Here is a 20,818-nt window from a genome sequence, read left to right as displayed (position 1 = left end):
AACAGTCAGCCGTGCGGGTTCCACCGCTCGGCCAGCAACTGCACCAGCAGCGCCGAACGCACGTCCGCGTCGTCGAGATCCACGTCCAGCAGGGCGCTCACTCGCTTCATCCGGTACCGGAAGGTGTTCGGGTGCACCCGCAGCTCCCGGCTCGCGGCACGCGGATCCCCCGGGTGGCGCAGCCAGGCGTGCAGGGTGCGCAGGTAGTCGGTCCCGTGGCCGTGGTCGTTGTCGCGCAGCCGCTGCAGCGGGCCGAGCGATCCCACACCGGCGTCGCTGGCGGCACCGGCCGCCCTCGCCAGCACCAGGGCGTGCCAGAGCTGCTCGTGGACCGCGACCTCGCGTTCCACCATGCCCGTGCGCAGCAGCGCCAGCACCTCGTCGGCCCTGCCGCGGGAGTCCGGCAGTTCCGCCACCGGGGTGGCGGTGCCCACCGCCACCAGCGGGCGCGGATCCGCCGCGTCCATCTCGTGGATGTGCGCCAGCAGCGCCTCCCGCAGGGCGGGCCAGCCACCCGTGCCGGAACGGTCGGGCACCACCGCGTACAGCACCCCACCCGACTCGGCGACCATCGGGCCGCGGCCGATTCCCCGGGTGATCCACTCCCACATCGCGAGCCGGTGCCCCTCGTCGGTGCCGTCACTGGCGCGCACGTCGATCGCGACCACCCGGTGGGGTTCGGCACGTACCCCCAACTCGTTGGCAGCCGCGCGCCAGCCCTCGGAGCCCTCCAGCAACGACCGCACCAGCCCGGCCGAACGCTGCCGCTCCGAGTCGGTCATCACCCGCCAGCGAAGCAGTTGCAGCGCTACCAGCGCGGCGGTGTCGGCGAACGCCGAGGCGCGCTGCTCGGACACCTCGTCGGTGACCACGGCCCACATCGATCCGAGCAGTTCACCGCCCATCCGGATCGGCACCACCAGCCGGGGCAGCGTGCCGTCCGGCTGTTCCGGGACGTAGACGGCCGAGCCGCCGCGACTCAGCTGCCGGAACGTGCCCCGTGCCCGGAACTTCGCCAGCACGTCGTCCGGCTGCCTACGCCCCATGATCGTCGAAACCCGGGCTGGATCGGTCACGTCCTGCCGCGCCGAGTAGGCCAGCACCTGCGAATGCGCGTCCTCGATGGTCACCGGGGCGTCGACCACCTCGGCCACCGCGTCCGCGAGCCGGAACAGATCGCCCAGTCCCGCCGAGCCCACCTGCTGCGGGGAGCCGACTGCCGCGCCCGGATCCGTTCCCGCCAACGCGCCCCGCAGCAACCACACCAGCTGTGCCCACGCCGCGCCCCGCCGGACCTCGATCAGCGCGAGCCCCGCTTCCTCCGCCTCCGAGATCACCGACTCCTCGGCGCACACCGGCGGTTTCAGCAGCACGGCCGCCGCATGCCGCACACCGCACTCACGCACCAGCTCCACGGCCCACGCCCGGTCGGTACCCCCCACGCCGAGCACCACGTCGGCCGTTCCGATCCCGCTTGGCTCCTCGGGCTCGGCGATGACGACATCCCCAACACCGCCGGTCTCGTCCGGCATCACCACCGGACGCAGCAGCGTGGGGCCGACTCGCTCGACCAGGCCCCGTATGTCGACCATCACCCCTCCCGGGTCGTTCACGACGGATCAGATCGGAAGGGAGCTCTCCCGCCCGACCACGTGAGGTCCGTGGCGACCTCCGACGGTGATCGTGGGCACACCGCGCGAGCTTCGACGCTCCATTCGGGGTCCGTACTCGCCGCTTCGCGATATCCGGGGTTGGATACGCCCACCCCTCGGGTTATCGTTGCCGAACACAGCGACAATCGCATATCGGCCCACGACACCGGGCGGGAGAGTCCCGCGGGTGAGCACCGTGCACACGGTGTCACCGAACGGGCGCCGAAGGAGCAAAACTCCCCGTAAACTCTCAGGCATCCGTACCGTCCGATCGAGGCAACTCTGGAAAGCGCCGCCGCGACGAAGGCGTGCGCACCCACGGTGCAAACCGCGACGTCGCGGTGAAGCTCTCAGGTTCCGCAACAGAGGGGGAGGCCACCAAGTACGCGGACTCCGGTGTTCGCGGCATGCCGCCCGGCCGGGTGGAGTCGCGGCACGCGAGAATGCTCGTGTCCGACGGCCCCACGGGACGTCGGACATCGGTGTCCAAACGACAGCAATGGAGCCTCCCCCATGAGTCTGCCCACGGACCTCAAGTACACCCAGGAGCACGAGTGGCTGGCCGAGCGCGGCGACGTCGTGCGTGTCGGGGTCACCCCCTACGCGGCCAACGCGCTCGGTGACATCGTCTACGTGGACCTGCCCGAGGTGGGCAAGCAGATCACCGCCGGTGAGGCCTGCGGCGAGCTGGAGTCCACCAAGTCGGTCAGCGACCTCTACGCCCCCGCCACCGGTGAGGTCGTCTCGGTCAACGAGGCCGTCGTGGACGACCCCTCCAAGATCAACGACGACCCCTTCGGCGAGGGCTGGCTGCTGGAGCTGCGCGTCAGCGAGTACGGCCCGCTGCTGGACGCCACGCAGTACGCCGAACTCACGGGTGAGTGACCCCCGCCGCCGCTGACTGACGGCCCCCGCCACGACGAGGTGGCGGGGCAGGCGAACCACACCTCACGTACGAAGAAGAGACGATCAATGGCGATCAGTGTCTTCGATCTTTTCTCGGTGGGGATCGGCCCCTCCAGTTCGCACACCGTGGGACCCATGCGCGCCGCCGCGCGGTTCGTGGCGCGGTTGCGCGAGCGGGACCTGCTGCCACGCGCCGCACGGGTGCGGGCCGAACTGTTCGGCTCGCTCGGCGCGACCGGACACGGGCACGGCAGTCCCAAGGCGGTACTGCTCGGCCTGGAGGGCCACCTACCGGAATCGGTCGATCCGATCGCGGTTTCCGGCAGGGTCGACGAGATCCGTTCGACCGGCCGGTTGCTGCTGAACGGCACCAACGGAATCCGATTCGACTACGACGACGATCTCGTGCTGTATCGGCGCGAGACGTTACCGGTGCATCCCAACGGCATGCGGTTCACCGCGCTCGACGAGTCGGGGGAACAGCTGTGCGGTGCGGTGTACTACTCCGTCGGCGGCGGTTTCGTCGTCGACGAGGAGGCCGCGGGCACCGACCGGATCAAACAGGACGGCACCGAACTGCCCCACCGGTTCCGCACCGGGACCGAGTTGTTGCGGCACTGCGCCGAGACCGGCTACTCGGTCAGCGATCTCATGCTCGCCAACGAGTTGGTCTGGCGCGACGAACAGCGGGTGCACGACGAACTGTTGTCGATCTGGCACGTCATGCGCGAGTGCGTGCACAACGGCTGTAACAGCGAGGGCTCGTTGCCGGGTGGTCTGCGGGTCGAACGACGCGCCGCCGAACTGCGTGCCAAACTCGGCGACACCGACGACCCGATGGAGTGGGTGACGGTCTACGCGCTGGCGGTCAACGAGGAGAACGCGGCCGGTGGGCGGGTCGTGACCGCGCCGACCAACGGTGCCGCGGGCATCGTTCCGGCCGTGCTGCACTACTACATGCGGTTCCTGCCCGGTGCGGACGGGAACGGAGTGGCACGGTTCCTGCTCGCCGCGGGCGCGGTGGGGGTGCTGTTCAAGGAGAACGCCTCGATCTCCGGCGCCGAGGTCGGGTGTCAGGGCGAGGTGGGTTCGGCTTGCTCCATGGCCGCGGCCGGGCTGGCCGAAGTGCTCGGTGGCACGCCTGCCCAGGTGGAGAACGCCGCCGAGATCGCCATGGAGCACAACCTCGGCCTCACCTGTGACCCGATCGGCGGGTTGGTGCAGATTCCCTGCATCGAGCGCAACGCCGTGGCCTCGGTCAAGGCGATCACCGCTGCCAGGATGGCGCTGCGCGGCAACGGCAGTCACTTCGTCTCGCTGGACAAGGTCATCAAGACGATGCGGGCCACCGGCGAGGACATGAAGGACAAGTACAAGGAGACCGCACGCGGCGGACTGGCCGTGAACGTCATCGAGTGTTGACGGCCGATGTCGCAGTTGCCTCCGTAGGAGGTTCCGTGGCGGAACCTCTCGCACGGCTCTCGCTGCGGGTGCCCCGACATCGGGTAGGTACTACACAACGTCGGGGCCGTCCTCGCGAGGCACTCGCCGGAGAACCCGCTGCGGTGCCGACTGCGAGGGTGGTCGGAGCGCGGCCCGCGGGAGTGGTGGGGGTTCGGCTCGCGGGAGTGGTGGGAGTGCGGGCTACTCGTCGGTGCTGGTGGCCCGGCGATTTCTTGGGAAATTGACGCCCGCCCGGGGCATCTCCCCGCACCGGGGCGTCAATTTCTCGCGAAATCGCGCCGGTGCGACATCAGAACTCGAAGAGTTCACCGGTCTTCGCCCGCATCTCGCACTCGTTGGAGAACGTCTCGCGGTGGTCGACGGCGTGGTTCCGCCACATCCCGGTGGCGTGGACGGTGACCGGGCGATACACCAGCGGGCACATCGGATTCCGCTGCTCCTGGAGCGCGCCGAACTCGCCCTCGCTGCTCGCCAGCCGTTCGCACGCCTGCTCGGCCCGGGGATGAGTTCCACCTGCCGGTTCGCAGCGCAGTGTCGCCGCTCGCGTCCCCTCCGCACGGTTCGTCGGAACGACCCGCAGACTGAGAACGCTGACCGCCGGCTGGGCTTCGTTCGCCGAGGTCGTGGTCGTGGCGGAAGCCCGCTCGGCGCCCGTGTGCGGTACCAGTGGCAACAGCATGCCCGTGACTACCGCGCAGGCGGTGAGCAGAGTGCGGCCGAGCGGTCCGGAAAAGCTCATGTTGTGCTTCCTCCGTGTCGATAGGGGATCGCCTCGGGAAATACTTACCCGGTCGGAGCAGTACCGCGCCGCAATCACGGGGCAGTATCACCGGATCGAGTTTCCGTCGATCGTGGAAGCAACTTGGACTGTGAGTTCTCGAGCACGGAGTTCCCCGAGCACGGAGTTCCCCGAGCACGGAGGTCACAGTGCACGTGCACTACGAGAACTCGGCTCACGAGACAGCGGCGGATCCCGGCGGGAAGGTTCGGGAGAACCGTCCCCGAACACCCCGGTCAGACATGATCGCGGATTACGTCGTTGACGGCACGCTGGAACCCGTTGACCAGTACCTGAATCGTGAGTGGACGCAGCTGGTCGGCCGCTGTCCTGACCCGTTCCCGCTCGGATTCCGGCCGGCCCCGCTCCACGTAGGGGCGCAGCACGTTGGCCGCGAACAGCTCGCGCAGCTCGCTCGCCATCTGCGAGGTGTGCTGCTCCACGATGTGCTTGGCCTGCAGCAGCATTTCCCGGGGCAGTCGCAGCTCGGTGATCTGTAATCCCACGTTGAGCATGGACGTGCTGGTCAGGCGGAGCCGCTGCTCGTCGTTGTCGTCCGTCCCGTCGGTGATCCGTTCCAGGATGCCCAGCGTCAGCAGCTGCTCGGTCTCCTCGTCGGAAAGGGCACGACCGGCGCGCCGGTCCAGTTCCTCTCGGTCGATCTCCTCGGCCTGATCGCTCGTCCAGGGAGCCAGCAGCGCGCGTTGCAGCGCCAGTTCCTCCGGTGGAGCGTCGTCGGGGATCCGTTCCAGATGCCCCTCGATGGCCGTCAGCGTGAAACCGAGGTTCTGCAGTTCCCGGATCAGGTCCAGGCGGGCCAGGTGGTCGGCCCCGTACAACCCGACGCGACCGCGCAGTCGAGGTGGTGGCAGCAGACCACGTGACGCGTAGAAGCGCACCGTACGCACGGTCACGCCCGCCCTGGCTGCCAGCTCGTCGATCGTGAGGTCTTCGTCGGCTGTTCGGAGCATGTACAGCAGGATACTACTTGACCAATGTGACACCAGAAATGTAACACTAACTCCGTCGAATTAAGGGTGGTCGCGATCACCTTCCGTTGCGAACGAGGGAGTGTGCTCCAGTGGCGCCATCGGATGAGCGAACGGTCGGGATGGGGCCGTTGGCCGGAGTGCGGGTCGTCGAACTCGCCGGACTCGGACCCGCGCCGTTCTGCGCCATGCTGCTGGCGGACCTGGGGGCCGACGTGGTGCGCGTCGAACGTCCCGTCGGCGGCAGCGGCAAGGAGGACCTGCTCAACCGGGGCAAGCGGTCCGTGCGCGTCGACCTCAAGCACGAACGCGGTCCCGAGACGGTGCTGGCCCTGGCGGAACGCGCGGACATCCTGCTCGAGGGGTTCCGCCCCGGTGTCGCCGAACGGCTCGGCGTGGGGCCCGCGCCCTGCTTCGAGCGCAATCCCGATCTCGTCTACGGCCGCATGACCGGTTGGGGTCAGGACGGTCCGCTGGCCGACACCGCGGGCCACGACATCGACTACATCGCGCTCAGCGGGGTGCTGCACACCATCGGCGAGGCGGACGGGCCACCCCGCGTTCCGGTGAACCTGCTCGGTGACTTCGGCGGCGGTGCGATGTATCTGGCAGTGGGCGTCCTCGCCGCCCAGCTGCGTGCCCGCGCCGGTGGCGGCGGGCAGGTGGTCGATGCGTCCATAGTGGATGGATCGGCGCATCTGGCCACCATGCTGCACGGTATGCTCGCGACCGGAGGGTGGAACACCCGCCGAGGTACCAACCTGCTGGACGGCGGCGCACCGTTCTACGACGTCTACGCCACCTCCGACGGGGAGTACATGGCGGTCGGCGCGTTGGAACCGGGGTTCTACGAGCAGCTGCTGGCGGGGCTGGGGCTGTCGGGTGAGCTGCCCGACCGCGACGATCCCGCCAACTGGCCGGAGATCCGCGAGCGGCTCACCGAGGTGTTCGCGAGTGGTACCAAACAGCACTGGACCGAGGTCTTCGACGGCACCGACGCCTGCGTGAGCCCGGTGCTGTCGATGACCGAATCGGCCCGCCACCCGCACGTGCTCGCGAGGAAGACCCTCGTCGAATCCGAGGGAGTGGTGCAGCCCGCCGCCGCACCCAGGTTCTCGCACACCCCCAACCCCGAGCCAGGCCCGGTCGCGGAGCCGGGTGCCCACACCGGGCGTGTCCTCCGGGAATGGCGGGTCGCCGACCACGACGGTCTGCTGTCCTCCGGCGCCGTGCACGGCGAACTCGACGATCCCTCCTGATCCGTCGACCGATCCCGGACGGGAACCGGCGCGGTTCCCGCACAGTGAAAGGAACGTGAGGCCAATGCGCAGGGAACTGTTCGAAGCGGAGCACGAGGCCTTCCGCGAGACTTGCCGGACCTTCGTAGCCAAGGAACTGGTGCCGCACCAGCAGGAGTGGGAAGCGGCCGGTGTGGTCAGCAAGGACGCCTGGCGCAAGGCCGGTGCGCAGGGTCTGCTCGGCACCGCCGTCGAGGAGAGGTTCGGCGGGGGAGGTATCGACGACTTCCGCTTCAACATCGTCCTCGACGAGGAACTGATCGCGGCCGGGGTCACCGGGTTCGGCGCCCCCGTGCACAACGACATCAACGTGCCCTACCTGAACAAGCTGGCCACCGAGGAGCAGAAGAGCCGCTGGCTGCCCGGTTTCTGCAGCGGTGAGACCGTGACCGCCATCGCGATGACCGAGCCGGAGGCGGGCAGCGATCTGCAGGGCATCCGCACCACGGCGACGCGCGACGGCGACGAGTTCGTGATCAACGGGCAGAAGACCTTCATCAGCAACGGCATCAACGCCGACCTGGTGATCGTGGTCGCCCGCACCGATCCCGACGCCGGGCACGAGGGCATCAGCCTGCTGGTCGTGGAGAGCGACCGCCCCGGCTTCCAGCGTGGACGCAACCTGGAGAAGATCGGCCAGAAGTCGCAGGACACCGCCGAACTGTTCTTCAACGACGTGCGCGTGCCCGCCACGAACCTGCTGGGCGAGGAGGGACAGGGCTTCATCTACCTGATGCAGAACCTGCCCCAGGAACGGCTCTCCATCGCGGTCGCCTCGGCCGCGGGCGCGGCCAAGGCCCTGGAGATGACCAAGGAGTACTGCCGGGAGCGCACCGCCTTCGGCAGGCCCATCGGCAAGTTCCAGAACACCCGCTTCGAACTGGCCGAGATCGCCACCGAAGTGGAGATCGGCCAGGTGTTCGTCGACCGCTGCGTCCGCGAGCACCTCAAGGGCGAGCTCAGCATCGAGAACGCCGCCATGGCCAAGTGGTGGGTCACCGAGATGAACAAGCGCGTGGTGGACAGGTGCCTGCAGCTGCACGGCGGTTACGGCTACATGCTCGAGTACCCCATCGCCAAGGCGTTCCTCGACACCCGGGTGCAGACCATCTACGGCGGCACCACCGAGATCATGAAGGAGATCGTGGGGCGGCAGCTGGACATCTGATCTCACCGCGCTCGGCGATCTCGCGAGAAATCGACGCCGGGTGCGCCGAAGAACACCACCGTGGGACGTAGCACGGCGGACCGCATCGGTGAGAGGCTGTTACCGAGATTTCGGTTCCCCGCACCCGGTCACGCGGGTGTGGAGTCCGTCTATCGGCAAACCGGCTCGTGAGCAGGCACCGACGGAGGTTCGGCCATGGACTGGATCGTCGCCCCGGACGCGGCCGAGTGGCAGCTGGCGGACACGCTGCCCTCGGCGCTGGGAGCGATGGGGACGCCGGGATTCACCGACCGGATGGGACTGTCCGAGTGCTCCTCGGCGGCGGTGTTGCTCGTCGACGGTCTCGGTTGGCGGCTGCTGCGCGAGTACGCCGCCGATGCCCCGGTACTGGCCGAACTGGACACCGGCAGGCCGGGCGCTGCCGGTTTCCCCACCACCACCGCCACCAGCATCGCCTCGCTGGGGACCGGTTGCTGCTCGGGGGAGCACGGCGTGGTCGGTTACTCCTTCGCCGAACCCGGTGGCGCGCTGCTGCGACCGTTGTCCTGGAGCAGGCGGGACGGTTCCGGCAAGGACACGAGCTTGCTCGACGCATGGCCTCCCGAGACGGTTCAACCGAAGGAGACCGTGCCGCAGCGTGCCGTGGCGGCCGGGGTCGACACCCGGTTGGCGGTACCGGCCGAGTTCGCGGGAACCGGGCTGACCAGGGCGGCACTACGAGGTGGCGAACTGCGGGGCGTCAACGCGCTCGGGGACCTGGCAGCGCAGCTGCTCGCGGGGATGGAGGCCCCGTCCCCCGTGCTGTGCTACGGCTACCACGGGCAGCTGGACATGCTCGGACACGTTCACGGGCCGGGATCGCAGCCGTGGCGGATGCAGCTGCGTCAGGTGGACCGACTGGTCGAGTCGATCGCCGAACGGCTCCCCGCGGGAACCCAGCTGCTGGTGGTGGCCGATCACGGCATGGTCCCCTTCGAGCCGGGCAGCTCGCCGGACGCCGACACCGACCCCGAGCTTTCCGAGGGGGTACGGCTGGTCGGCGGCGAGGTGCGTGTTCGGCACGTCTACACCGAACCCGGAGCGGCCGAGGACGTGCTGGCCACGTGGCGGAGCAGGCTCGGTCCCGACGCGACGGTACTCACCGCGGAGGAGGCCATCGCGGCCGGTTGGTTCGGATCGGTGATCTCCGAGGGAGTTCTTGCCCGGATAGGTGACGTGATCGCTATCGCACGCCACAATGGAGTGATCCGCTCGTCGGCCGAGCCCCATGCCGCCGCACTGCTCGGGCAGCACGGCTCGTTGACCGCCGACGAGCAGTACATTCCACTGCTGGTCGCGCGAGGGTGATTTTCGGTGTCCCGTACCGCTGGTGAACGCGGGTTCGATCCGTTGGGCAAGTACGCACGGCTGCGGCTGATCCTACGGCTGGATCCGGAGCGCGAGCACACGCTGGTGTACCGGATCTCGGCCGGTTTGGAGTTCCCCTGGGACTACACTCGGGCGTTGGAACTCGCGTTGTTCCGCACCTTCTGCGTCCCCAGCATCTCCGAACTGCTGCGTCACACGGGGGAGTTCGAGTGCAGGGCCCAGCAGCGCTACGACGACACCTCGATACTGATGGAGGAGATGGGCAGGCACGGTTACGACTCGCAGCGGGGCAAGCAGGCGCTGCGCATGGTCAACCGGATGCACGGCCGCTACGACATCAGCAACGACGACATGCTCTACGTGCTGTCCACCTTCGTCTACGAACCGATCAGGTGGATCGACGCCTACGGTTGGCGACCCCTGAGCGACCACGAGCGGACGGCGGCGTACTGGCACTACCACCAGATCGGCGTTCGAATGGGGATACGCGGGATTCCCGGCTACGAGGAGTTCGACCGGTTCAACCGCGATTACGAGGCCGAGCACTTCAGGTACGCCGATAGCAACCACGAGGTCGGCCGCCACAACCTCGCGATGGTCTGCGCCTGGTTCCCGAAGCCGTTGCGGGGGCTCGCCCGCCGTGGCTTCATCGCCGGATTGGAACCGGCGATGCGCACGGCGTTCGGTTTTCCGGAGCCGAAGAGCTGGGAGACGAGTGCGGTCACCGCCGCGCTGCGGCTGCACGGGGCGCTCGAACGCCTGCGTCCCGCGCGACAGGTCAGCAGGCTGGGACGCGGCAAGAAGCTCAGCTACCCCGGATATCCGAACGGCTACCGGCTCGGTGACCTCGGGGCGCTGCCGGACCGGTGAGCCCTACCAGATCGCGATGAGGTTGAGCGGCATGATGAGCAGGTAGACGCCTCCGAACAGGATCATCACCACCTTCAGCAGGCCCTTGGCGATGTTCGCCAGGATGTTGTCGGAGTTCCCCGAGATTTCGCCCGCGTTCAGATAGCCGATCAGGAACAGCAGGTCGAACACCCACGCCGCCGTCAGCGCGGCGTTGAATACGGGCGTCCGGGTGGAACCGCTCGTGCCGTAGTCGAGGTTCAACTCCCCGATAGCAGTTGCGATGGTCACGCAGACCACGAAGAGGACGCCGGTGATGACGCAGAACGGGGCCGACCTGTCCTTGCGGCGCGTCGGCTCGTTCGTCTTGACTTTTACCATGGTTCCTATCGTTTCGGGTGCCGCCGGTTGTACGACTTTCGGGAAGTCGTATTGTCGGGTTCGGAGGTGAGAAATGTCGTTCTCGTCAACGGTAGAGTCGCGACCCGTCGCTGAAGTCCACTACGAAGAAGCTGCGACGCGGAACTTCCTTGCCGAGAAGCACGTACTGCTTGTTCGTCACTTTTGATATATCGGTCTCGTGTAGCGTCGAAAATGAGATTTCTGTTTCTTGTTCGCTCATTTTTTCGGCTGTTTCCTGGGTTTGCCTCGCGAAGCGACTTGCTTTGCCGATTATGTTGCTTCCGAGGTTGTTCTTGTTCGCGGGTGGGGATTTCAGCAGTTGGGATTCAATTACCACGGCCAGGCGTCGGTCGGTTATTACCAGAGCTGATCGCTCGTAGCCCACCGACAAGTGGTCGACCACCCTTACCGCCTCGTGTTTCGGGCTGGTTGCCACGGCCAAGTAGCCGATCGTGGGATCATTTGCCCACTCGTCCTCCAGGAAACACCCATTGGAGATGATTTCGGAGGGCAATGGCCACTCGGGGCGGTCGAGTTCGACTCCAGGAGTCTCGCTGAGCGGGGTGTGCGGGATGTGCGGCTCGCCGTTGACGATCGAGGCGGCATGTTTGGGAGAGGTCGTTATTACTGATTCGAACTCTTCGTCCGGTAGTGCCCAGGTCTCCTTGATCCTGTTTTCCCACTCTTTTCTTTGGTCGAATTCTTTCAGTGTCTTGTTGGTTTTTATTTTTTCGAACATGGCGTGTTCACCTGGTCATTTCGGCTAGTTCTTCTGCTGCCGGTTTCGGTTTGTGGAGATCGAAACCGGAACCGTCCCGCAGTGTTATCCGGAAGCACCGCTCGGTCCGCGGGTTCTCCTCGCTGCCCGTGGACCTGTCCGCGGTGTCGAAACCGGTGATCGAGGAACGGGGATTTCCAGGAAGCCGGTCAGCGTGTTCGGCTCCAACGGCTTGCCCGCCTCGTTGTCGCCGTACTTGCGCACGTTCTTGCCCGCCCACGACACCGCGCCGCGCACCATGCCCGCCGCGTCGGACCGCTGCGCGAATCCACCCTCCGGAACCAGAAGCGCCAGTCGCTGTGAGGTGAGGATCCAGTCGCCCGCCAGTTTGTCCAGGTTGATGCTGTCGTTGCCCATCAGCCGTGCCAGCTCCTGCTGCGACAGCAGGCGTGCTGCCTCGCTGTCCGGGTCCGCTCCGAACACTGTGACGTTCGGGAAGTCGGGCACGCTCGGCGCGGGGCCGTTGGTTCCGCCTTCACGTACCGGGATCTCACCGGTGGCTATCGAGAGCACCGCCCCCAGCACGGCCATCCCCGCGCCGCCCGCGGCTCGTTTGATTCCCTGGCCGAGTCGTTTTCCTCACCCGGGGAGTGGGCTGCCGGTGGTGTCCAGTCCTGTCACCTCGTAGCGGACCGACCGTTGCGCGAATACCCAGCGGATCGCCTCGTCGGGATGGCACCAGGTGGCGCGTGCCTCCAGTGATCGGGGTAGTGGGGAGTCCAAACCCATCCGGTCTCCTTGTCCGAAGGAATCAGGTGAAGCCGCGTTCCTGCGCGGCTTGACGCTGTTCGTAGGTGCGTTCGGTGCTCTCGTCGTAGCCCTGTTTGACCTTGCTCGACGCCTTCGCTGACTACCGCATCCATGCCCTGATGCCACACGGCGCTGGTGAAGCGTGCTTCGCCGGTCAACCCGGCCGCGTTGAGCCCGGCTTGGGCGATGTTGGCCGCCGAAGCCTGTTCATCCTGGACACCGGGTTGGTAGGTCTTGATGTTGCCGGTCCAGGACGTCCGAACAGTGCCGTCGTTCTTGTAACTGGTCTCCGGGTCCGCCTCCCGGTCCTTCATGAACCGGTTCGGGGTGGTCGAGGCGGTGTTGATCTCGTCGCAGCGTTTTTGTGCTAGCTCTTTCTCCGCTTCTAGTCTTCTCTTTACTTCGATTGAATCTGAATCATTCTTTTTGAGGGCGTCCTGAGCATTCTCCAAAGCCGTCTTCGCGTTGCGGATCTCGGTGGCGTTGTCGGAGCCCCGCGTGACGAGCTTCGTGACCGGATTCGAATCCAGCTGCCGCCCCGCCCACCGTTGGATCATGTTCCCGTTGCGAAGGTGGTTCATTTTCTTCACGAGCTCGTTCAACGGCCCCTTGCGCAGGCTCTGCAGCAGGTCCTCGAGCTCGGTGACGATGGGCTTGAGCTTGTGGAGCAGGTTGGCGACCTTGCTGCCCAGCCGGGTTCCGGTGATGGCCACCTGCGCTGCGGTCATTCCGGAGGCCGCACCCACCGAGGCCCCCGCCGTGATCCAGGAGGCGGCCAGCGCCGCCAGCCACTCGACGATCAGTCCGATCACAAGTTCCTGGATGATGTCGATGCACATCTCCACGAACGCGTCGAACAGATCAGCCGCGAGGTCCAGCGACTCCTTCATCCCTCGGATGTCGGTCGCCAGCGCCTTGGCTCCCGAGACGAACTCGTCCGTCTGCTTGCGGAAGGCGTCCGCGGCCTGCCCCTCCCAGACGGTTTCGGTGGCCTGTGCGCGATCGCCCTCGTGCCCGGCGAGCCGGTCCACCCAGTCCGCGACCTCGGCCCAGCCCTTGCCGGTGCCGCGCATCTGGGCCGGATCTCCCACGGCCGGTTCCAGGATCAGCTCCACCAGCGGGCTGATCACGATCGAGATGAGAAAGCCCAGCCCGTTGTCGATGAACGCCTGGCCCGGGCTGGTCAGCGCGTTGAGCTGCTCGGAACGCGCGTTGACCGTGGCGATCGCGATGCTCGGCGGATCACCGGCCCGTTCCAGGCTCTGCGACGACGAGGCCCAGGAACTGCCGTAACTCGCGATCTGCTCCATCTCGGTACGGGCCTGGTCCGCACCGGCACCGGTCACATCGGACAGAACGCCCGGTCCGGACCCGCTCGGTCGCATGGCACTCAGGTCGATCTTGGCGATCTTGCCGGACTCGGCCTCGTCCGTGTCGGTGTAGTTCTGGGCGCATTCGGCGACGGCCTTGCCGGTGTTGTCCATGAATTGGCCGGCCTTCGAGGCCGAGTCCCGGCACTCCTGCAGTGAGTTGAAGTAGCCCCGCGCCAGCATGTAGCCGATCGGCCCGAAGCAGTCATGGCTGACCCTGGCCTGCTCAATTACCTCGGAAAGTTGTTCCAGATGTCCCGCGACCTGCTGCGAACCGTCGCGGTAGGCGTAGAGCGCCTCGGTTCGCACTCCCAGTTTCGTGGACAACGGCAGCTCACATCAGGAAAGAACCGTCGGAGAAGTCGTCGTCCTCGTTGTCCCCCTCCGGGCGGCTGCCACCCGCGCCGGAGGACCCTCGCGGAGCGTTCGTCGAACCGGTGGACGCGGTGCCCGTTCCGCCTCCGGCCGCTTCACCACCCGACTCCGGAGTCACCGGCTGCGCGCCGTGCGAGTTGAACGCCCGCTTGAACTGCTCCGCCCGGTCACCGAGGAGCGGCTGCACCGTCTCGTCCATTCGCGCGGCGGCGTCCTGGGTCGCCTGCCGGATGGTGTCCAACAGGGACTGTTGCGGTGCGGTGTGGGACTGCCGCACAGCCCCCGATTCGAGTCGCAGGTCCAGCACCGCTCCCGAGGGGGCGACAGTGACCTCGATGTTGCCGTCCTCGCTGCGTGCCGCGCAGCTCGCTCATCCGGTCCTTGACCTCGGCTGCCTTGGCGGCCCGCTGCTCGAAGTCGGACATCATCCGCTGGATGCGGTCCGAAACGGCCACGATGTTCCCCTGAAAGATCGACTTCGTCCGTGGCGGACTTTATCGCGCTCCCGCGGGATTTCGTGCCCTGTTCACAAAATCAGGAGTCGGTGACCACGCGTAGACTCTCGTTGTGGTGTCGAACACACCCGGTTGATCTGTTGTGGTCGGTGTCAACGCGGACCTATGGTCCACGTCACGCCACTGCCAGGTGCGCTCCGTGTTGCACGGCCAGGTGAGGAGTCCGCCGATGTCCACCACCGATATCCCCCGGCATGGGGAGACGACGTCCCCGTCGCGCGAGGGGACGGGTCCACCGGATGTCGAGGGGTGCGTCGCGCGGCTGCGCGCGTCGCTGCCCGAGGGGGCGGTGATCACCGACCGGCAGCAGCTGCGCACCTACGAGTGCGACGGTCTCTCCTCCCACCGCTCGGTTCCCGCCGTGGTGGTGTTGCCGGAAGACGCCGAGCAGGTGGCCGCGACGGTGGCGATCTGCTCCGAGCACGGGGTGCCCTTCGTGGCGCGTGGTTCCGGTACCGGGCTCTCGGCGGGGGCGCTGCCCCGATCCGACGGGGTGCTGGTGGTCACCTCCAGGATGCGTCGGATTCTGGAGGTCGACATCGACAACGAGCGGGCCGTCGTCGAGCCCGGCGTGATCAACCTCGACGTCACCAAGGCCGCCGCGCCCTATGGCTACTACTTCGCCCCCGATCCCTCCAGCCAGCAGGTCTGCTCGGTGGGCGGCAACGTGGCCGAGAACTCCGGGGGAGCGCACTGCCTGAAGTACGGCTTCACCACCAATCACGTGCTGTCGATGACCGTGGTGACCCCGGACGGGGCGACCGTCGAACTGGGCGGCCCCGCCAGGGACGCACCCGGCTACGACCTGCTCGGTGCCTTCGTAGGCAGCGAGGGAACGCTGGGCGTGGTCACCTCGATCACCGTGCGACTGCTGCGGCAACCCGAGAAGGTGCGAACCCTGCTGGCCGGGTTCTCCTCCACCGACGAGGCGGGGGAGGCGGTATCGGCCATCATCGCCGCCGGAGTTACCCCAGCCGCCATCGAGATGATGGACGAGCTCTCCATCGCCGCCGCGGAACAGGCCGTGCGGTGCGGCTACCCCGAAGGTGCGGGGGCGGTGCTCATCGTGGAGCTGGACGGCCCCGAAGCCGAGGTGGAGCACACCTTCACCGAGGTCAGGAGGTACTGCACCGAGCGCGGCGCCTTCGAGATCCGGAGCGCGGCCGACGAAGCCGAACGGGCCCTGATCTGGAAGGGCCGCAAGTCCGCCTTCGCCGCTGTCGGCAGGATCAGCCCCGACTACATCGTGCAGGACGGGGTGATCCCCCGGACGGCGCTTCCCGAGGTGCTGCGCCGGATCGCGGAGTTGTCGGCACGATCCGGGGTCCGGGTGGCCAACGTCTTCCACGCGGGTGACGGGAACCTGCACCCGTTGGTGCTGTTCGACAGCTCCGTTCCCGGCGCGTCCGAGCGGGCCGAAGAGGTCTCCGGCGCGATCCTGGACCTGTGCGTCGAGCACGGTGGGTCCATAACCGGTGAGCACGGCGTCGGAGCTGACAAGGTCCGTTACATGGGGCGCATGTTCACCCCGCAGGACCTGGACACCATGCAGTACGTGCGCTGCGCGTTCGATCCGGTCGGGGTGTGCAATCCCGGCAAGGTCTTCCCGACTCCCAGGCTCTGTGGCGAGGTGCCGGGACCGCGACGCGGCGCGCACCCACTCGCCGAGGCCGGATTGGCGGACGAATTCTGATGACTTCTCGGACCGTGGACTCCGCACGCACCGAACTGGCGGGCGTGCTGGGCACCGACGATCTGCACGACGCCACGGAGGCCGACGCGGTGCGGGGAGTGCCCCCGCGCTGGGTGGCGCGGGTGAACAGCACGGAGCAGATCTCGGAGGTACTGCGCGTGGCCGCCGCGCACCGGCTGCGAGTAGTGCCGCGCGGCGGGGGCAGCAAGCTGGACTGGGGTGCGGCGCCCAGCGGCGTGGACCTGGTTCTCGACACCTCGGGAACCGAGGGCGTGCTGGAGTACGCCTCGGGCGACCTGGTGCTGCGTGCCACGGCGGGCACCCCGCTTTCCCTGGTCCGACGGACCGCCGCGGCGGCGGGGCAGCAGCTTTCCGTGGATCACCCGTTGCCCGGCGCCACTCTCGGCGGAATCGTCGCCACCGCCTCCGCCGGCCCCTGTCGTCAGCTGTTCGGCACGGTGCGGGACCTGCTCATCGGTGTCCGGGTGGTCCGTGCCGACGGTGAGATCACCGCTTCCGGCGGCAAGGTGGTCAAGAACGTCGCCGGTTACGACCTCGGCAAGCTCTACACCGGTTCCTACGGCACCCTCGGCGTGATCGCCGAGACGACCTTCCGGTTGCACCCGTTGGCGGCCGAGTACCGGTGGGTCACGCTGCGCGTCTCCCGTGCCGACGCGGCGGCGGCAGCGGTGCGCTCGCTGCGTTCCTCGCAGGCCGTGCCCACCGGGATCGAGCTCGACCGGCCGGATCCCGACTCCCCCTTCGAGGTCTGCGCGCAGTTGGAGGGCATGCCGGGGGCGACCGAGCAGCGTGCGTGGGAGCTGGCCGAGTGGCTCGGGACGGAACTGGACGTCACCGCCGGGGTGGAACGCGCCGCGCCGTCGTGGTGGAGCGAGTATCCGTTCGGCCCCGGCACGGCGACCGGGCTGCGCTTCGCCGCGGAACCGGCCGAGCTCGCGTCGCTGCTGGACCACACCGAGCGGTCGGCACGTGAGGCCGGGGTCTCGCTGGCCGTGCGCGGATCGGCGGGTGCCGGAGTGCTGCTGGGTGGTGTCCCGGCCGAAGCCGGAGCCGCCCGGACCAGTGATGCGGTTTCCCGGTTGCGGTCCGCGACCGCTCGGCTGCACGGTCACACCACGGTGCTGCGCGCCCCGATCGCGGTGCTGGAGCTGGTCGAGCCCTGGGAGAAACCGGAGCCGGGGGTGTTCAACCTGCTGCGCCGGGTCAAGGAGCAGTTCGACCCGGAGTACCGGCTATCACCCGGGCGTTTCGTGGGAGGCCTCTAGCGGTGTTTCGTTACCCGGTTCGCCTGGGTGGTCGCTTTGCGGAACCTCTCGCGGGCTCTCGCTGCGGGGAGGCCCGACATCGGGTAGGCACCTACACAACGTCGGGCCTTCCTCGCGAGAGCACCACGAGAGAACCCGCGGTGGTGCCGACTGCGAGAACAGTGGGGATTCGGCGCCGGTGTGTCGAGGAGGGAGACAGCGGGATGACGCCATTCGTAGTACTTGGTGATATGTCCGAAGTCCTGTCTCGGCACTCGTGCGGTGATCGGTTGAACAGGTTGTGGATAGTTCCCAGGGGGCAGTGATGAGTGAGGGCTCGGAGCGTTCCGGTCCGGACGGTGCGTTCGACGTGTTCAACCCACCCGAGCGGGGACTGATCGACGACTGTGTGCACTGTGGATTCTGTCTGCCCACCTGCCCCACCTACGAGCTGTGGGGCGAGGAGATGGATTCGCCGCGTGGCCGCATTCACCTGATGGAAGCGGGCCTCGACGGGGAGCCCCTCTCGGAGAGCATGGTCGAGCACTTCGACAACTGCCTGGGTTGCATGGCCTGCGTGACTGCCTGTCCCTCGGGGGTGCAGTACGGCACGCTGCTCAGTCAGACCCGTGCCCAGGTGGAACGTAATCATCCCCGCGGGAGGTGGCAGCGCTGGTGGCGCGCGGCGATCTTCGCGCTCTTTCCCCACCGACGCCGCCTGCGCCTGCTGCGCGGCCCACTGGCGCTGTACCAGCGCCTCGGGCTCGGGGCTTTGCTGCGGCGCAGCGGACTGCTGAACAGACTGCCCGCCGAGGTGCGCACGATGGAGTCGCTCGCACCCCCGATAAGGCGCGCCGCGCCGCTTCCGGAGCGTGTGCCCGCCGCCGGTCCGCGCCGAGCCGTCGTGGGCATGCTCACCGGCTGTGTGCAGCACGCCTTCTTCCCGGACGTCAACGTGGCGACCGCGAGGGTGCTCGCGGCGGAGGGCTGCGAGGTGGTGATTCCGCCCGCCCAGGGATGTTGCGGTGCGCTGAGCGAGCACTCCGGCCGCGAGGAGGAGGCCAAGCGGTTCGCGCGGGCGACCCTGGACGCGTTCGACACCGCCGGGGTGGACTACGTGGTGGTCAACTCGGCGGGTTGCGGTTCTGCGATGAAGGAGTACCCGCGACTGCTCGCGGGGGACCCGTTGTACGCCCCGCGCGCGGCGGAGTTCGCCGAGCGGGTGCGCGACATCTCCGAAGTGCTCGTCGAACTGGGGCCGGTGGCGACGCGCGGTTCGCTGCCGGTGCGGATCGCCTATCACGACGCCTGCCACCTCAGTCACGGTCAGGGTGTCCGGGCCCAACCCCGCGAACTGCTGCGGACGATTCCCGGACTCGAACTTCGTGAGATCAACCGTGGCGAGCTGTGCTGCGGGTCGGCCGGGGTCTACAACCTGCTGCGTCCCGTCGCCGCGGCCGAGCTCGGTGCGCGCAAGGCCGACAACGTGCTCGACACCGGGGCCGACCTGTTGGTGACCGCCAATCCGGGTTGCTCGATGCAGATCCGGACGGCGCTGCGTGCCAAGGGGGAGCGAATGCCGATGGCACACACGGTGCAGCTGCTCGACGCCGCGATCCGCGGTCGTTCGGTCGAGTCGCTGCTGCGCGACTCCGCCTGATCGAGCTTTTCCCGTCGGCTCGTCGGGATGCCCGTTCGGTGGAACCTTCCGCCGACTCTCGCTCCGGGCGGATCGACATCGAGTAGGTACTACACCGAGTAGGCACTACACACCGCCGGTTCCGGGAGAATATATCCTATTGACTGTGACAGTCTTGGTGTCACACTCTCCCTGGAGGAAAGCCGCAACGAGGAGGCACCCCACACATGTCCGAGGCCTTTGTCTACGACGCGATCCGCACCCCGCGCGGTCGCGGCAAGAAAACCGGCGCGCTGTACGGGACGAAGCCGATCAGCCTCGTCGTCGGGCTGGTGGAGGAGCTGCGCCGCCGTCACCCCAACCTGGACCCGGAAGTTCTCGACGACCTGGTGCTCGGCGTCGTCACACCGGTAGGTGACCAGGGCGGTGACATCGCCAAGGCCGCCGCGCTCGCGGCGGGACTTCCCGAGACCGTCAGCGGCGTGCAGCTCAACCGGTTCTGCGCCTCCGGGCTGGAAGCCGTGAACACCGCCGCCCAGAAGATCCGTTCCGGCTGGGAGGACGCCGTGCTGGCCGGCGGGGTCGAGGCCATGTCCCGCGTGCCGATGGGCACCGACGGCGGAGCCTGGGCGATGGACCCCGAGACGAACCTGGAAACGTCCTTCGTCCCCCAGGGGATCGGCGCCGATCTGATCGCCACCCTGGAGGGCTTCGACCGGGACGCGGTCGACGCCTTCGCCGCCGAGTCGCAGACGCGCGCCGCCAAGGCGTGGGCCGACGGCCGTTTCTCCGAATCCGTCGTCGGGGTGAGCGACCGCAACGGCATGACCGTCCTGGAACGCGACGAACACGTCAGGCCCAACACCACCGTCGAGGGGCTGTCCGGTCTGGAACCCTCGTTCGCCGGCATCGGCGACATGGGTGGCTTCGACGCCGTCGCCCAGCAGAAGTACCACTGGGTCGAGAAGATCAACCACGTGCACACGCCCGGCAACTCCTCGGGCATCGTCGACGGAGCAGCGCTCACCCTGATCGGCGGTGAGCGGTTCGGCGAGCGCAGCGGGATGCGCCCGCGCGCCCGCGTCGTCTCCGCCGCACTCAGCGGCGCGGACCCGACGATCATGCTCACCGGCCCGGGACCCGCCGTCCGCAAGGCGCTGGGCAAGGCGGAGCTCGACATCTCCGACATCGACCTCGTCGAGATCAACGAGGCGTTCGCGGCCGTGCCGCTGAAGTTCATGAAGGACTTCGGCGTCCCGCACGAGAAGGTCAACGTCAACGGCGGCGCGATCGCGATGGGACACCCCCTCGGCGCGACCGGGGCGATGATCCTGGGCACGCTCGTCGACGAACTCGAACGACGCGGCCAGCGCTACGGCCTGGCGACGCTGTGCATCGGGGGCGGAATGGGAATCGCGACGATCGTCGAACGAGTGACCGAGTAGAACCCGAAGCCCCCGGGTAGAACCCGAAGCCGCCGGATCCCGGCTGCCGAGCCGCGACCGATTCGGCCACTCCGGCCGAATCCCGGGCCGCGCGGTTCATTCACTCCACCCAGG

At 67.7% G+C, this 20,818-nt stretch carries 18 protein-coding genes and 1 riboswitch; of the genes, 10 read left to right on the top strand and 8 right to left on the bottom strand.

The genetic code is table 11. The features are described from left to right. Window positions 1–5: 5 nt before the first annotated feature. Window positions 6–1,592 (bottom strand): PucR family transcriptional regulator, encoded by a 1,587-nt coding sequence (locus BM394_RS23505; protein ID WP_092976363.1) that lies wholly within the window; start codon window positions 1,590–1,592, stop codon window positions 6–8. Window positions 1,593–1,813: 221 nt separating this feature from the next. After that, window positions 1,814–1,928: riboswitch (glycine riboswitch) on the top strand. A 237-nt stretch (window positions 1,929–2,165) separates the two neighbouring features. On the opposite strand from BM394_RS23505, the gene gcvH reads away from it, so the two are divergent. Next, complete coding sequence (gene gcvH, locus BM394_RS08095; protein WP_092976070.1) at window positions 2,166–2,537, top strand: glycine cleavage system protein GcvH; 372 nt, start codon at window positions 2,166–2,168, stop codon at window positions 2,535–2,537. Window positions 2,538–2,624: 87 nt separating this feature from the next. Then, a complete protein-coding gene (locus BM394_RS08090; RefSeq protein WP_092976067.1) occupies window positions 2,625–3,980 on the top strand; it encodes an L-serine ammonia-lyase in 1,356 nt (451 codons plus the stop codon). Window positions 3,981–4,311: 331 nt separating this feature from the next. Here the strand turns inward: BM394_RS08090 and BM394_RS08085 are convergent, their stop codons facing one another. Both BM394_RS08085 and BM394_RS08080 read right to left on the bottom strand, forming a co-directional pair. Then, entirely contained in the window at window positions 4,312–4,761 is a 450-nt protein-coding gene (locus BM394_RS08085) for an SSI family serine proteinase inhibitor (protein WP_092976064.1), read from the bottom strand. Between the two features lie 275 nt (window positions 4,762–5,036). Then, window positions 5,037–5,771: a MerR family transcriptional regulator gene (locus BM394_RS08080; RefSeq protein ID WP_092976061.1), complete on the bottom strand. Its 735-nt coding sequence runs from the start codon at window positions 5,769–5,771 to the stop codon at window positions 5,037–5,039. A gap of 140 nt (window positions 5,772–5,911) precedes the next feature. Here BM394_RS08080 and BM394_RS08075 point away from each other — a divergent pair, with 140 nt between their 5' ends. The 4 genes from BM394_RS08075 to BM394_RS08060 all read left to right on the top strand — a co-directional run bounded on the left by BM394_RS08075 (window position 5,912) and on the right by BM394_RS08060 (window position 10,493). Further along, window positions 5,912–7,048: a CaiB/BaiF CoA transferase family protein gene (locus tag BM394_RS08075; RefSeq protein ID WP_092976058.1), complete on the top strand. Its 1,137-nt coding sequence runs from the start codon at window positions 5,912–5,914 to the stop codon at window positions 7,046–7,048. A gap of 64 nt (window positions 7,049–7,112) precedes the next feature. Then, on the top strand, window positions 7,113–8,255 hold the full coding sequence (locus BM394_RS08070; protein ID WP_092976055.1) for an acyl-CoA dehydrogenase family protein: 1,143 nt from the start codon (window positions 7,113–7,115) through the stop codon (window positions 8,253–8,255). Between the two features lie 195 nt (window positions 8,256–8,450). Then, window positions 8,451–9,602: an alkaline phosphatase family protein gene (locus BM394_RS08065; protein ID WP_092976052.1), complete on the top strand. Its 1,152-nt coding sequence runs from the start codon at window positions 8,451–8,453 to the stop codon at window positions 9,600–9,602. 6 nt (window positions 9,603–9,608) lie between these two features. Then, window positions 9,609–10,493, top strand: coding sequence for an oxygenase MpaB family protein (locus BM394_RS08060; RefSeq protein ID WP_217643407.1), 885 nt, complete (start codon window positions 9,609–9,611; stop codon window positions 10,491–10,493). Between the two features lie 3 nt (window positions 10,494–10,496). Here the strand turns inward: BM394_RS08060 and BM394_RS08055 are convergent, their stop codons facing one another. From BM394_RS08055 to BM394_RS08035, 5 genes are all read right to left on the bottom strand, one after another. After that, window positions 10,497–10,853: a hypothetical protein gene (locus tag BM394_RS08055; RefSeq protein ID WP_092976049.1), complete on the bottom strand. Its 357-nt coding sequence runs from the start codon at window positions 10,851–10,853 to the stop codon at window positions 10,497–10,499. Between the two features lie 85 nt (window positions 10,854–10,938). Further along, window positions 10,939–11,613: a hypothetical protein gene (locus BM394_RS08050; protein ID WP_092976046.1), complete on the bottom strand. Its 675-nt coding sequence runs from the start codon at window positions 11,611–11,613 to the stop codon at window positions 10,939–10,941. Between the two features lie 84 nt (window positions 11,614–11,697). Then, on the bottom strand, window positions 11,698–12,183 hold the full coding sequence (locus BM394_RS08045; RefSeq protein WP_092976043.1) for a hypothetical protein: 486 nt from the start codon (window positions 12,181–12,183) through the stop codon (window positions 11,698–11,700). An 86-nt stretch (window positions 12,184–12,269) separates the two neighbouring features. After that, window positions 12,270–14,099, bottom strand: coding sequence for a WXG100-like domain-containing protein (locus BM394_RS08040; protein ID WP_139235171.1), 1,830 nt, complete (start codon window positions 14,097–14,099; stop codon window positions 12,270–12,272). Window positions 14,100–14,106: 7 nt separating this feature from the next. Continuing rightward, a complete protein-coding gene (locus BM394_RS08035) occupies window positions 14,107–14,454 on the bottom strand; it encodes a hypothetical protein (RefSeq protein ID WP_092976037.1) in 348 nt (115 codons plus the stop codon). Window positions 14,455–14,831: 377 nt separating this feature from the next. Here BM394_RS08035 and BM394_RS08030 point away from each other — a divergent pair, with 377 nt between their 5' ends. From BM394_RS08030 to BM394_RS08015, 4 genes are all read left to right on the top strand, one after another. Next, entirely contained in the window at window positions 14,832–16,355 is a 1,524-nt protein-coding gene (locus BM394_RS08030; RefSeq protein WP_092976034.1) for an FAD-linked oxidase C-terminal domain-containing protein, read from the top strand. Then, entirely contained in the window at window positions 16,355–17,641 is a 1,287-nt protein-coding gene (locus tag BM394_RS08025; RefSeq protein WP_092976031.1) for an FAD-binding oxidoreductase, read from the top strand. The genes BM394_RS08030 and BM394_RS08025 overlap by 1 nt, the downstream gene beginning before the upstream one ends. A gap of 304 nt (window positions 17,642–17,945) precedes the next feature. Further along, window positions 17,946–19,280 carry a (Fe-S)-binding protein gene (locus BM394_RS08020; RefSeq protein WP_092976029.1) on the top strand — a complete coding sequence of 445 codons (1,335 nt, stop codon included), beginning with the start codon at window positions 17,946–17,948 and terminating at the stop codon, window positions 19,278–19,280. Between the two features lie 206 nt (window positions 19,281–19,486). Further along, on the top strand, window positions 19,487–20,704 hold the full coding sequence (locus tag BM394_RS08015; protein ID WP_092976026.1) for an acetyl-CoA C-acetyltransferase: 1,218 nt from the start codon (window positions 19,487–19,489) through the stop codon (window positions 20,702–20,704). Window positions 20,705–20,818 lie beyond the last annotated feature (114 nt).

This window comes from Actinopolyspora lacussalsi subsp. righensis (assembly GCF_900116555.1).
Classification (GTDB): Bacteria; Actinomycetota; Actinomycetes; order Mycobacteriales; family Pseudonocardiaceae; genus Actinopolyspora; species Actinopolyspora lacussalsi.
This window is presented reverse-complemented; position numbering and strand designations above follow the sequence as displayed.